Source organism: Acinetobacter sp., from assembly GCF_050285345.1.
GTDB lineage: Bacteria > Pseudomonadota > Gammaproteobacteria > Pseudomonadales > Moraxellaceae > Acinetobacter.
Window position 1 is genome coordinate 1 of the sequence record NZ_JBLZXR010000115.1, and the last position, 13,537, is coordinate 13,537.

Genomic DNA, 13,537 nt, shown 5'->3' on the forward strand with positions numbered 1-13,537 from the left:
GGTGGCAGTAAAATCCATGGCAAAAAAGCGAATAATCGACCGGAATTTCGCTTCACTGATTTTAGAACGAGAATAGTATCTATTTTTACTTTTCATATTAGGAAGTTACCATACATTTTGTATATGTTTACTTCCTAAGCCCCAAAGTAAATAATGCGAATCGTAATCGTCAGTTAGAGTTGTTAAAAAATGGTATTGTTTTGACTGCAACTGCTGGTTCAGTGAGCAGTGCGCAACAATCAATCACGTTAAACTTTAAAGCGCCAACAGAACAAAATAAAGTAGATTTAGACTATCTAGATGTTCAAATGCCAGGTGCGATAATTGTTTCATCAGGTGCTACTGAACAAACTTTACGAGTTACCGTTAAAGCAATTGGTACAGATGGTAAGGCATTTGCAAATCAAAAAGTTGGTTTGGGGCTTAATGATGCAGCATTGAGTAATGGGGTATCACTTACATCGGCTTCAGGGATTACAACTGATGCTAATGGTAATGCAGTATTTAGCTTAAAAGTAAAAGCGAATAATGCAACTGAAGCGGCTAATTTAGTTGCGAATGGTATTACTGTAGCTGTACGTGGAAATCGTCTAGATGGATCTACTTATACATTAACTCGAAAAATTGATGTAAGTGCTCCTGTTGTTGTGTTGCCAAGTCTTGCAAATCTTACGCTTGAATATGATATGCAAACTGTTTCTGTACTGGGTGGTGAGGTTAAGGTTAAGGTTAAGGCAAAAGATACCGATGGGAACTTAATTCCAAATACTTCGCTTTCCATTGCGCTTTCTACACTAGCAGGTTCTCGTGTTTCACTATCAGATACTACTTTAAAAACGAATAGTAAAGGTGAAGCTGAGTTCACAGTGAGTGTGTCAGAAGGTAAATATGATGCAAGCCTAATTAAAAATGGCATTACATTTGCTGTTGTTGGTACGAGTCCAAGTAATGGCGACCGTATCCAGCAAACCGGAACCATTCAGGTTGCGATTCCTAAGGATTCTGTGAACTTACGTTTGACATCAGATAATTCTAGCTTAGAGCTAGGAAAATCTTACCAGTTACAAGTTGCAGTAAAAGATGAGTTGGGTGCAAATACAGGCTATCCAGTTAATCTAACATTAAATAATGAAGCACTAGCAGCAGGTGTTAAACTCAGTGCCGACTCAGTATTAACTTCGGCAAATGGTCAAGTGCCAGTAACAATCACTTTGCCAAAAGAAATAACGGATGCTGCTAAGCAAGCTTTATTAACCGTTGGTGTGCAAGTAAAAGGTTCGATTACGAATCCAAAAGGTGAGAAATTAGAGGCACTCCTTAATTTCACAGTTTATGAGGCGATTAATACTAATAATCTTGAATTGACACCATCAAAAGGACGTTTGAATGTTGAGGGCGATCGATCAATTGTGTCAGTGCAACTGACAGATGTTAATGGACAGCCTGTTAGAAATCAATTTGTTACTTTGGCTGCAAATAACTCGGCTTCAATTATTATTGGAAACCCAGGTGGTGGTGATTCAACCAATACCAGTAAGCCTCAATCTGTGATGACAGATTCAAATGGTAATGCGTTCTTCTCTGTGGAAATAGACGGAGATACTGTTGATGAAGACTTATTAATAGCAAGTGGTATTGAGTTAACCGCAACACATACAGATGAATCCGGTGCAATTGCTACACAAATTCAGCGTTTAGAGGTTTTTAAAAACATTGCACTACCACCGCAGATACAACCTAGTCAGTATAGTTTGCGCATTGCTACAAATAAACAGATGTTAAATGTACGTGAAGATAGTACAGAAGTTACAGTGACGCTTGTAGATCAAAATGGCGGTGGTGTAGCAAATCAATATGTTGAGTTGGCCGTTATTGATCAGCTCATTAATGGTGCGATTATTGAGGGACCTTCAGGTTTAACGACGAATGCTAATGGTCAAGCAACTTTTACTGTAAAAGTTGATGAAAATTCTCGTTCAAGTGGGTATTTAGCTGTAGATTTTGATGATGATAATTTACGTTTAACGGCTACATTCAAAGAGTCTGGCTTTATGGATGCAACACAAGTCCGTATGGTTAATATCGTACAGGCAGCTGTTGAAAATCCTGTTGCTTCAATTGTGATTGGGGTTAATCCAACTGAGATAGGTGTATCAAATGATGGTGTTTATTACACTCGTAACTTGTCAGTAAGTGTTGTTGATTTTGATGGGAAACCATTAGCTAATCAAAAAGTAGAAATGGATATTACGCCTACTACATATTTTAAAGGTCAATATATTTGGGCATTAGCACCTGAAATTGGATCACCTAGCCCGAAAGTTAAGTGGGTTGCAGCTGGCGAAAGCTATTATGATGTGGATCCAAAAAATACCAATATCTATTACAATGATGATGGTGTTCCAATGGACAACAAGGGTACCCCAAATGATGTATCGGATGATGTGGTTATCGAGCCAACTACGAATCCAATTGCAGCGTGTTCTGCAGCACCGGAAGGTACGCCAGTAGGTAATACTCCTGTTAAGGTGCCAACTTTCCTAGGTCAAGGAGCTACAGCGACTTACACGACTGATAAGGATGGTAAATTTGACTTTACAATTCGTTATCCGAAAATTTATGCACAATGGTTAAATGTACAAATTGGTGCATCGTCTGAAGTTGCAACTTTACCTACACGTACAACCTATGGTTTGGGCTTACCATCAGTAACAACTGACTATAGTTCAAATGGTACCTTTGGTCCAAACTTAAAAAGTCCGTACGGTCTGAACGGTCTGAGCGGTTGTCCTTAATAAGTAAATAAAAAAAACAGCGCTTCGGCGCTGTTTTTTATTAGAGGGGCTGTTCAATTCAAAGTGCAGTCCCGACACTTACACCAACAGTTGGACATACATTCATAGAATTACACCCTGTTAGCAACAACGTTGTAAATAAAACGGCAAACACAAATTTATTCATTGAGCAAACCTTGAGCCTGAGCTTGATTGAAAAGAGTTGTCGAACGAGAACCGCTACGACAAATCATCAAAATGGGTTTCGGAAGCTCATTATAGTATTTTGCAAATTCTCGTATGTCTGTTTGAGAAATTTTGCTGCTGAGCACAGGTTGATACACAACGCTGACATGCGACTTTTCAGCAATGCTACGTAGCTGCAACACAGTTACCTCATTGCCTTGTTCATCATCCGGACGGTTAACAATCACCGATTTAAACTGAGATTGTTTTAATAAACTTGAAAACTTATCAGTAGTCATCTGTCCTGCAACACTGACTTTGCTATTTAGGACCTGACTATTTGATTGTGCAAATACTGTTGTTAAACAGGTAAAAGCTAAAACCAATAACGTTTTTTGAATGAATGACTTAGTCATCCAAGAGGTCCATTTGTTTTGCCAATTGGTACAGGTTGTTTGAACGGTTGCCTGTACGGCAGAACATTAGAACAGGTTTTGGCAGTTCATTAAAATGATTGGCAAAGTTACGCACATCAAGTTCAGAAATTTGGCCTGCGACAACAGGTTGATGAACATAATCTAAACCCGCACTGCGAGCAGCTTCTTCAATTTGAGCACTCGTCGGTTGATCAGGACCACCTTCCATATCGGGACGGTTATTAATGATGGATTTAAAGCCTTTCTCAACAACTTGTGCTACATGCTCTGGGCCAATTTGACCTGCAAAACCAACATTTTCGCTCATTGAGTCACTCCATAATTTAATTCATAGATTTATGCTTTATGATAGCATTAAGCTGAATCATGAGCTGAATGTTCTTCAATTTTTATAAGCGATTACAACCATAAAATAACGCAACGGAGCGCGTATGCACGCCTACACAGTAGAGCCACTGTATGTAAAAAGCGGCCAAGAAGTGATTGCCGCAGATTTTTATCGCCCTAAGGCTGTTGAGAAACCAGCTGTGATTTTAATGGCGCATGGTTTAGCTGCGTTACGCCAATTTAAATTAGTCCAATATGCCAAACGTTTTGCTCAAGCAGGCTATGCGGTCGTGTTGTTTGATTATCGTTATTGGGGCGGCAGTACAGGTCGACCTCGAGAGTTGGTCAAGCTCAAAGCTCAACTTGAAGATTGGCAAACCATGATTGAGCATATGCAGCAGCGTAAGTTGATTGATTCGCGGCGCATCATTCTATGGGGAACGGATTTAAGTGGTGGGTATGTACTTACTTTGGCGGCTCAAATTAAAACTATTAAAGCGGTGATGGTACAAGTTCCGTTTGTGGATGGTGCAGAGAGTTCCAAACTGTATCCCTTACAGCAGCTGCCGAAAGCGCTGAAACTTTCGAGTCAGGACTATATGGGATCCAAAGTGGGGATGAGTCCAACGACATTGCCCGTGGTCGATCCGCATCGATTATGCTTTTTACAATCTCCAGATAGCTATGAGGGTTATTTGTCGATTGTCCATCCAGATTATTATTGGAGTGGTGAAATTCCAGCTCGGGCATTTTTTAAGTTAATGCGTTATCGTCCAATTCAGGATGTACGGAAAATTAATGTGCCGGTACTTTTTATTGCTGCAAAAGAAGATAGTTTAATCCCGATTGAATCAAGCCGTGAAACGGCGACCAATATTGCGCCATATGTGCAATATTATGAGTGGGAAATGAAGCATTTTGATATTTATCATGGGCAATGGTTTGAAAAAGCCATCGCAACCCAATTAGAATTTTTACATCAACATATTGGAGTCAGCTAAATGATCGTTGTATGTCCTGAATGTGGTGCTAAAAACCGCGTACCAGCAGAGAAGTTAAATGTGGGGCCAGCCTGTGGTCAATGCCATCTAGCATTGATTCCTTTGGCGCCAATTGAGTTAAATGAACAGAACTTCAGCAATTTCATTAGTCATAGTGATCTCCCTGTTCTGATTGACTTATGGGCAGAATGGTGCGGACCATGTAAGATGATGGCACCGCATTTTGCGCAGGTCGCAAAGTCAAATCCTGGCGTTGTGTTTGCTAAAATTGATACGGAAGCGAACCCACGTTTAAGTGGTGCATTTAACGTGCGCAGTATTCCAACCCTAGTTTTGATGAATAAGACCACCGAAATTGCTAGAATAAGCGGTGCCATGCGCGCTGGCGAGTTACAGCAGTGGCTCAATCAGCAGTTAAATCAACCTCAATAAGTCAGCACTAGGAGCTAAAGTGTCAGAAACTCATGTAAAACCTGAAGGAACGCTTTCTCTACAAACCATCGCAATGCCCGCAGACACCAACTGGAGTGGTGATGTATTCGGTGGTTGGATTGTGTCACAAATGGACTTAGCCGGTGCGATTCATGCAGAACGTTTTAGTCAGGGACGTTGTGCAACCATTTCGATTAACCAAATGACATTTTTGGTCCCTGTAAAAGTGGGCGATGTCATTAGTGTGTATACGAAAATTTTAAAAGTCGGCAATACTTCTATTCAAATGCAAATTGAAGTCTGGGATAGCCATGATAGTTCACGTGATCCAACACGCGTTACTGAAGGGGTATTTACCTTTGTTGCTGTGGATGTTAAAGGCTCAAAACGTCAAATTCCGGCAGATGTAAAAGCAAAATTTGCTGCTAAACAAGACTAATGGTTGTTTGATTCAAAAAGCCACGTATATCGTGGCTTTTTTCATTTTGAATATTATTCCGTGATTTAAAAATGTTATGTGGTGTATGTCAATGTTCAATACTTTTGATATTTTATCAAATCGAGCGTAAAACCATGTCTTTTAAGGCATGGATATAAGTAAATCGCCTAAGCGATACGACATTTTGTGTCGTTAATATTCTCACTGCCGTATATTAAATAAAGGTTTGTTGTTACAGTAAATCTCATGAAAACACTTAAACTTCGCATAAAAGACCAACATGCAAAGGTGCTGATTCAATTAGCATCTGAGGTGAATTTTGTTTGGAATTATGTGAATGATTTAAGCTTTAAACACCTAAAAAGAACAGGTGGATTTCTATCTGCATTTGATATTGCTCAATACACCAAAGGCGCATCAAAACTGCTTAATTTGCACAGCCAAACCATTCAGGCTGTCACCGAAGAATTAGTCACACGCAGAAAGCAGTTCAAAAAAGCCAAACTTAAATGGCGTGTGAGTAACAAGAAATCTGCAAGAAGATCACTTGGATGGATACCGTTTAAGAAAGTAGCGATCAAATACGCTGATGGATATGTTCAATATGGTAAACATCAATTCAAAATTTGGGATAGCTACGGCTTAAGCAAATACAGCGTTAGAACAGGCTCATTTGTTGAGGATAGCCGTGGGCGTTGGTATGTGTGCCTTGTGGTAAATACAGCAAAGCAAGATAAACCGACTTCAACTAAAGCCATAGGTATTGATCTAGGATTAAAAGATCTTGCTACCTGTTCAGATGGCACAGTGATTTCAAATCCTAAGTTCTATCGAAAATATGAACAGAAACTAGCTATTGCTCAACGAGCAAACAACAAGAAGCGTGTACGTGCATTACACGCTAAGATTGCAAATTGTCGTAAAGATCATTTGCACAAAGCAAGCACCATGCTTGTTAAGGAAAATGCACTGATTGTTGTTGGTGATCTCAGTGCCAAGAGACTCGTAAAAACTAAAATGGCGAAATCTGTCTTAGACACAGGATTTTCGGCACTAAAAACAATGCTCAAGTATAAATGCGAGAACGCAGGCGTATTGTTTGAGGAAGTCAATGAGAGTTTCACCTCCCAAATCTGTTCGTGTTGCGGTGAGATCACCGCAAGTAGTCCGAAAGGTAGGATAGATTTGCGAATAAGAGAATGGCAGTGCAGTAATGAAAAATGTCTCAGTCTAAATGATCGGGACATTAATGCTGCAAAGAACATTCTTGCGCTTGGGCATAAGCGTCTAGCTGTAGGAATCCCTGTCCTTTAGGTCAGGGAGGATGTCAAGTGAGCGGATTCAAGCGGCAAGTGAAACAAAGTTCATCTAAAACTTAAGGCAACTGCTGAATCGGACTACCACCCAAAGCCTGCATCAAGGTCACATAAGCATTGTATTGATTTTGCTTGGTCTGAACCAAAGACAGTCGGGCATTACGTGTGGTTTCCTGTGCATCAAGCAAGTTTTTCAACGCAATGGCACCATAACGATAACGTACTTCTGTTAAATGTTCAGTCTTCTCTGCAAGCTGTACATTACGCTCTTGCAAAGCAACTTGTTGGTTTAACTCAGTACGATTGGATAGTGCATTTTCCACATCGGCAAAAGCCTGATACAAGGTCTGACGATATTGAATAATAGATTTTTCATAATCTAAATCACTAATCGCGAGGTCTTTCTTCATATCGTTATATTGCAAGAAAGGTAAACTCAAACTTGCACCCAAAGCCAAAGCAGGGTTTTGTAATAAATTACTCAAAGACGTACTACTCGAACCTAAACTGCCAGTTAAACTGATTGAAGGATAGTAACTGGCTTTCGTTGCATCTTTATTTGCCAAAGCTTTACGTAATCTTAATTCGCTCGCTTGTAAATCTGGACGGCGAGACAACAACTCGGCAGGTAAACCTGCTGCAATCGTCGGTAATGCAATTCGAGGTAAACGCTGCGGCTCTGAAATATTCAGTTGTTGCACAGGTTGATGCAATAACACAGCCAATGCAGTACGTGTTTCCACTTTTTGTTGGGCAATTTGGCTTAAGGTCGCTTTTTGACTTTGGACCGACTGTTCCGCTTGCGTTAGATCTAAACCTGACACAGCGCCAGCTTTATATTGCACCTTGACCAAGTCATAGGTTTTTTGCGTACTGGCTAAGTTTTGCTGCGCAATACTGTAGCGCTCATTTAAATAGCCAAGTTGCCAATATAGGTTTGCTGTTGTCGCAATCAAGCTTTGAGCAGTGGCTTGCAGGTCTTGTTCAGTTGCTAAAGCTTCCCATTTTGCTGCCTCTGTCTGGCTGGCCAAGCGACCAAATAAATCTACTTCATAACTAACGCCACCACTGAGTGATACACCTTTTGATGAGTCATCACCTGAGTTAAGGTCAAAGTTATGTCCAGTTGAAACACTTGAACTCACGCGTGGCCCTTGTTTATTTTCAGCCAAACCTGCTTGTAGTCGAGCTTGCTGTAAATTAATACCTGCTACAGCAAGGTCTGTATTGGCCGCTAAAACTTGATTCACCAACTGGTTTAATTGAGCATCATTAAACAATGTCCACCATTGGTCAGCATAAGTATCGGCATGAACTTGCTGACTCATGGCTTTCGCATTTTGAAATTGCGTCGGGATTTGTGTTGCAGGGGCTTCATAAGGCGTCTTAACCACAGCGGCACAGCCGACTAAGCTACTTCCGAGAATGAAGGCACTTGCAAGTTTAGTTAACGTCATTTGCATCATTATTTCCTTATTCGCGAGAAAGCGCATCGACAGGGTTAAGCTGTGCGGCATTACGTGCAGGAATAAAGCCAAACACAATACCAATCATACTTGAGCAGACAAAAGCGGCAATAATTGACGTCGTTGAATAGGCCATTTGGAAGGTATCGCCAGCAAAATGACTAATTAATTGTCCAATCCCAAGAGAAAGCATGACACCGAGTACACCACCTAAAATACACACCAATACAGCTTCAATCAGGAACTGCTGCAGAATGTCACTTTGACGTGCGCCTACGGCCATACGCACTCCAATTTCTTGAGTACGCTCAGTCACCGAAACCAACATAATGTTCATCACGCCAATACCGCCGACGATCAATGAAATCACCGCAATCGCTGACACCAGTAAAGTCATGGTTTGTGTGGTTTGCTGAATGGTTTCACGGATACTATCGGAGTTTTGGGTAAAGACATCTTGCGCACCATGACGCTGAACCAACAAATTTAAGATAGCGTTTTCAGCAGCAGCACTCGGGTACTCATCTTTAATACGGACAATAATACTTCGCACATTGGATTGACCTAACATACGACTCATGACCGTTGAATACGGCAAATACACATTCAGACTGTCTGAATTGCCCATCATGCTTTTTTGTTCTTCGATCACGCCAATGATACGGCTCGGCACACTACCCAATAGAATCACTTGGCCGACAGGATTGGTGCCATCGGCAAAGAAGGTGTTTTTGGTGTTGTTATCAATCACCACATCTTGCGCTTGTTCAGTCACGCTTTCTTTATCAAAGGGCTGACCAGAAGCGAAGTTCATTCCTCTGACATAGAAGAAATCTTCACTCACGCCATTCACCGTGGTCGAAGCTTCTATATCTTTAAAACGTGCTGTGACAGATGAATTGACCGAAGGACTGACGCCATCGACATAAGGCTGCTCTGATAGGGCAGTCGCATCCGCAGGAATCAAGGTTTTTGTTTGCGATGATCTGGAATTATCACCAAAACCACGACCTTGATAGACCGTAATGGTATTGGTGCCAAGACTGCTGATGTTTTCAAGGATTTGTTTTTGTGACCCATTGCCCAGCGCAACCACGGAAACCACTGATGCAATCCCGATGATGATGCCGAGCATAGTCAAGAAAGTCCGCATACGATGTGCATTCATCGCCAGGATTGCCATACGGAATGCTTCACCTAGGCGGTCAACGGCAGAGCGCCAACTTGAAGTTTTCTTCTGTGTAGAAGGTGCAAGCTGTTGCTTTTCTAAAGGCTCATCATCTGTTTCAGGAACATTGGGTAGATCAGAAATAATATTACCGTCACTGATCTCAATAATCCGTGTCGCATTTTTGGCCACATTGTGATCGTGTGTGACCAAAATAATAGTATGACCTTTGGCATTCAGTTCACGCAAAATGCGCATCACTTCAATACCACTATTCTTATCGAGTGCACCTGTCGGCTCATCGGCAAGAATAACATCACCACCATTCATTAAGGCACGGGCAATCGATACGCGTTGTTGTTGACCACCCGACAACTGACTCGGACGGTTTTGGGTTTTATCGCCTAAACCTAAGTCTGTCAGCAATTGTTTTGCACGTGTATTGCGTTCGGTCGCATCTTCGCCGGCATAAATGGCAGGCACTTCAACGTTACCTGCAGCATTTAAATCACCAAGGAGATGGTAACGCTGGAAGATAAAACCAAAATATTCACGACGTAATTGGGCAAGATCATCGGGTTCGAGCTCACGTGTTTCGCATCCTTTGACCTTATAACTACCATTGGTGGGTTGGTCTAAACAGCCCAAAATGTTCATTAAGGTAGATTTACCTGAACCGGACTGACCGACAATCGCAACAAGTTCGCCCGGATAAATCTCAAGATTAATTCCTTTTAGGATCTGGACTGTGCTTTCGCCGGCAGGGAATTCACGAGTCAGATCCTTGACCTCAAGTAGAGGAGTTTGATTTTGACTCATGATTACATTCTCATTGGGCCGCCGCGATTACTGCGTTTTGCAGAATCATTACTAGTGTCTGAACCGTCGGCAATGACGACTTTGTCACCTTGTTTTAAACCACGAATGACTTGAGCCGTGACACGGTTATTTAAACCAATTAATACTGCTTGTGGTTGTGCAGAACCATCGGCTTGTAGTACACGAACCATTGATACCGTGGCTTTACCTTGTTTCACTAAGGCTTTTTCAGCAGTGGTTAATTCTAAGCGTTTTGGATGGTTGGCATTGTCCGTACCTTCTTTTTGGTCGCTACGCGCCCGATTTGTTGAATCTGCATTGGCTTCCGTTCTTTTGCGTTGAGGGCGATTCGAGCTTTGTACCGCAGCAGCAGGAATGGTTAAGACGTTTTTCGCTTCATCTAAAATAATATAAACCTGAGCGGTCATATCAATACGCAATTTGCCATCTTCATTTGGAACATCAAATAAGGCGTTGTAGTAAACCGCAGTACTTGAAGACGAAGAGGTGTTGCTGTTGCTTTCGGTGTTAATTGAGTTTGGTGCAGGCTCAACTTGGCGCAGGGTAGCATAGTGTTTTGTTTCACTGTCGCCCAAAGTCGTAAAGTAAACACTTTGACCTTCTTGGACTTTCATGACATCAGCTTCAGAAATTTCAGCTTTAATGGTCATGGTGTCAAGCTTCGCCAGTTTGACAATGGTTGGTGCACTTTGATTGGCGTTTACGGTTTGACCTTCTTCGGTCACAATCGCCACGATGGTGCCATCCATCGGTGCCACAATTTGGGTGTAGCCTAAATCTTCTTTTGCGGTAGCCAAAGTTAAACGTGACTGTTCAATTTGAGCATTCATTGCTGCAATGTCCGCTTGTGCTGTTTTATAACTGGCCAATGCCGATTCTAATTCGGCACGGCTGGTTGCATCTTGTGCGTACATGGCCTGTTGACGATTATATTCTGCTTCAACTTTTGCCAAAGTTGCTTGCTTGACTGCCAACTGTGCTTGTTGATTTTTAATGCTGGCTTCTGCTGTTTTTAAATCGTTTTCCTGACGCACCGAATCAATTTGTGCAATCAGTTGACCTTGTTTCACTTCATCGCCTAGCTGCACATACATTCTTTTAACTTGACCAGACACCTGCGCACCGACACTGACCATTTTGGTTGCTTCAAGTACACCGGTTGCGAGTACAGAGTTTTCAATATTGCCACGACTCACTTCGGCGCTAATGTATTGGGGTTGTACGTCTTTCGGTTTGAAAAAATGCCATGCAGTGACAGCAATCGCGAGGGCAGCGATGATGGCAACGATCAATTTTGCTGGTTTTATTTTTGGCATGTTTGGCAGAAGTGAATTTAGAAAGATGGCTGAATTATATGATTTAAATACGGATAAATTGTGAATTTTTTGAACAAATGGAAATGATAATTATTCTTTTCATGCTGATGGTGCTTAAAAATAATCTAGATATAAATGAGATCTGTCTAAATTAATAAAAAAGTTTACGCCCGCATAAGCTGGCAATGGCTTGTTGCACCAAATGTTCCGGATTTTCTTGCCCTAGACCTTTGATCGAAGCATCCAAACGTAACAATAGGGCAGGCCAAGTTAAAAACTCATTGGCATTTAAACGTCGTAGCGCTTGTTGATATAAGCCAATTTTGTTTTTCCAGATCCCAATTTGAAGGGCATTTTGTGGCTGTTCAAACAGTTGCATCAGTAAACGCATTTCTTTACTGATGCTCCATAAAATCAGCGACATCGGTTCGCCAGAAGCGATTAAGTATTGAAAAATTTTAATCGATTGCGCCAAATTGCCCTGCAACATCGCGTCATTGAGGTCGTAGGTGGTATAGCGAGACTGATCTTGTAAGCACGAATATAAGTGATCAATTTGAATTACATCAATTTCAGGGAAGGTGTCGGCAACACGCATCAAACTATTTTTTGCTGCCAGCAAGTTATGTTCATGATGTTGTTCTAGCCATTGCCAAGCATCATTGGCCAGTTGAATGCCAAGTTTCTGTGCTTCGACCGCTAAAATTTGTTGTCGATCTTTGGGGTAGTTGGCGGTAAGAGCAACATTGACCCCGTTGGCATCCATAGTTTGAAAGAAACTGGTTTTGAGGCTGGCGCTGTCCTGTTTGGGCATCACCACCAACAGCAAGTTACTTTCATTGTGCTGCAAATAGCTTTTCAGCAACTTCAAGCCATTGGCATCGGGTTTAATATTGCCGTGTACTTCAACAGCCAATTGACTGGAAAATAGGGACAAGCTGTTTAAGGCATTAAAGACATTTTTCCAATCAGACACTGAGCTAATGTCATAACGCTGCCGCTCAATTTCACGCGCATTCCAGCTTTTGCGGAAGGCATCGAGCAGGTTCTGTTCAAGCAGCGGTTCTTGACCATGTAACACCCAGGCACCTTGAGCGTCATCAACACGTTTTAATGCCTGAAGGTAGTCAAGTTTCATAAATCGAAATTACTCAGCTTTGCTTGGTGCAGTCAGTGGGTTGGCTTTGGGTAAGCGGTTAGATGAAATCTGACGCACAATTTGCTGTGCAATATCATCAATAATGACTTGTTTTAAATATTTTTCTTCTTGGTCATCGGTGTTTACTGTTGCCACATCATATTGATAGCTACGCGTTGCCACTAAAGTCCGTGGTTCGGTTAAAGGATTGCCTTGTGCATCTTCAATCCGGAAAGTGACATTCAGGCGCAGCAATGTTTCGACTAATTTGCCGTTCAGCTCTAAACGCTGCGGTTTATAGTCCAAAACATGAAGAACATAGGCGTCTGGATTATTGCTGAGCTGTACGCCTGCAGAACCGAGGTAAATGGCTAATTTTTCATGTAAATCGTCGGTATTCTCAGGGAGTGCCAAACGCATTTTTGAATAGGCTACGGGTACAGAAGTAGGATTGGTGCCTTTTAAATGAAAACCACAACCGACCATGCCTGCACTCAGGCCCATAGTTAATACAATTGCAGCAACACGTTGAACCAAATGCATAGAGCGTCCTCTGTTTCCCGAAGGGGTAATTTTGAAATCCTGTGTGGATTGTAAAGTCAAAGCCCGCTGACTGGCAACGGGCTTTGTTTGGGAATTGTGAAATCCTTTAATTCCCTCTCCTTTTAGGAGATGAGAAACACTGTTTCGCAAGGGG

The 13,537-nt window shown here is 41.8% G+C and carries 11 protein-coding genes and 2 pseudogenes; 5 read left to right on the forward strand and 8 right to left on the reverse strand.

Features of this window, described 5'->3' with window-relative positions; genetic code table 11:
• Nucleotides 1–96: pseudogene (locus tag ACN6OV_RS09575) on the reverse strand (IS1595 family transposase); the annotation flags it as partial.
• A gap of 47 nt (nucleotides 97–143) precedes the next feature.
• Here ACN6OV_RS09575 and ACN6OV_RS09580 point away from each other — a divergent pair.
• Nucleotides 144–2,795: pseudogene (locus tag ACN6OV_RS09580) on the forward strand (hypothetical protein); the annotation flags it as partial.
• Nucleotides 2,796–2,953: 158 nt separating this feature from the next.
• Here ACN6OV_RS09580 and ACN6OV_RS09585 read toward each other — a convergent pair.
• Both ACN6OV_RS09585 and ACN6OV_RS09590 read right to left on the reverse strand, forming a co-directional pair.
• Nucleotides 2,954–3,376 carry a beta-lactamase hydrolase domain-containing protein gene (locus ACN6OV_RS09585; protein WP_427952386.1) on the reverse strand — a complete coding sequence of 141 codons (423 nt, stop codon included), beginning with the start codon at nucleotides 3,374–3,376 and terminating at the stop codon, nucleotides 2,954–2,956.
• On the reverse strand, nucleotides 3,369–3,704 hold the full coding sequence (locus ACN6OV_RS09590) for a TIGR01244 family sulfur transferase (protein WP_427952388.1): 336 nt from the start codon (nucleotides 3,702–3,704) through the stop codon (nucleotides 3,369–3,371). Before ACN6OV_RS09590 ends, ACN6OV_RS09585 begins: the two co-directional genes overlap by 8 nt.
• Before the next feature lie 124 nt (nucleotides 3,705–3,828).
• On the opposite strand from ACN6OV_RS09590, the gene ACN6OV_RS09595 reads away from it, so the two are divergent.
• The 4 genes from ACN6OV_RS09595 to ACN6OV_RS09610 all read left to right on the forward strand — a co-directional run bounded on the left by ACN6OV_RS09595 (nucleotide 3,829) and on the right by ACN6OV_RS09610 (nucleotide 6,910).
• Nucleotides 3,829–4,725, forward strand: a complete 897-nt coding sequence (locus ACN6OV_RS09595) for an alpha/beta hydrolase (protein ID WP_427952390.1) — start codon at nucleotides 3,829–3,831, stop codon at nucleotides 4,723–4,725.
• Nucleotides 4,726–5,157 (forward strand): thioredoxin TrxC, encoded by a 432-nt coding sequence (trxC, locus tag ACN6OV_RS09600; RefSeq protein ID WP_427952392.1) that lies wholly within the window; start codon nucleotides 4,726–4,728, stop codon nucleotides 5,155–5,157.
• Between the two features lie 19 nt (nucleotides 5,158–5,176).
• On the forward strand, nucleotides 5,177–5,596 hold the full coding sequence (locus tag ACN6OV_RS09605; RefSeq protein WP_427952394.1) for an acyl-CoA thioesterase: 420 nt from the start codon (nucleotides 5,177–5,179) through the stop codon (nucleotides 5,594–5,596).
• Nucleotides 5,597–5,842: 246 nt separating this feature from the next.
• Nucleotides 5,843–6,910 carry an RNA-guided endonuclease InsQ/TnpB family protein gene (locus ACN6OV_RS09610; RefSeq protein WP_427952396.1) on the forward strand — a complete coding sequence of 356 codons (1,068 nt, stop codon included), beginning with the start codon at nucleotides 5,843–5,845 and terminating at the stop codon, nucleotides 6,908–6,910.
• Nucleotides 6,911–6,971: 61 nt separating this feature from the next.
• Here the strand turns inward: ACN6OV_RS09610 and ACN6OV_RS09615 are convergent, their stop codons facing one another.
• From ACN6OV_RS09615 to lptE, 5 genes are all read right to left on the reverse strand, one after another.
• Complete coding sequence (locus ACN6OV_RS09615; protein ID WP_427952495.1) at nucleotides 6,972–8,375, reverse strand: efflux transporter outer membrane subunit; 1,404 nt, start codon at nucleotides 8,373–8,375, stop codon at nucleotides 6,972–6,974.
• Between the two features lie 10 nt (nucleotides 8,376–8,385).
• Nucleotides 8,386–10,365, reverse strand: coding sequence for a MacB family efflux pump subunit (locus ACN6OV_RS09620; protein ID WP_427952398.1), 1,980 nt, complete (start codon nucleotides 10,363–10,365; stop codon nucleotides 8,386–8,388).
• A 2-nt stretch (nucleotides 10,366–10,367) separates the two neighbouring features.
• A complete protein-coding gene (locus tag ACN6OV_RS09625; protein WP_427952400.1) occupies nucleotides 10,368–11,702 on the reverse strand; it encodes a MacA family efflux pump subunit in 1,335 nt (444 codons plus the stop codon).
• 151 nt (nucleotides 11,703–11,853) lie between these two features.
• The gene (gene holA, locus ACN6OV_RS09630; protein WP_427952402.1) at nucleotides 11,854–12,840 is read right to left on the reverse strand and encodes a DNA polymerase III subunit delta; all 987 of its coding nucleotides are present in this window, start codon (nucleotides 12,838–12,840) and stop codon (nucleotides 11,854–11,856) included.
• A gap of 9 nt (nucleotides 12,841–12,849) precedes the next feature.
• Complete coding sequence (lptE, locus tag ACN6OV_RS09635) at nucleotides 12,850–13,383, reverse strand: LPS assembly lipoprotein LptE (RefSeq protein ID WP_427952404.1); 534 nt, start codon at nucleotides 13,381–13,383, stop codon at nucleotides 12,850–12,852.
• Nucleotides 13,384–13,537 lie beyond the last annotated feature (154 nt).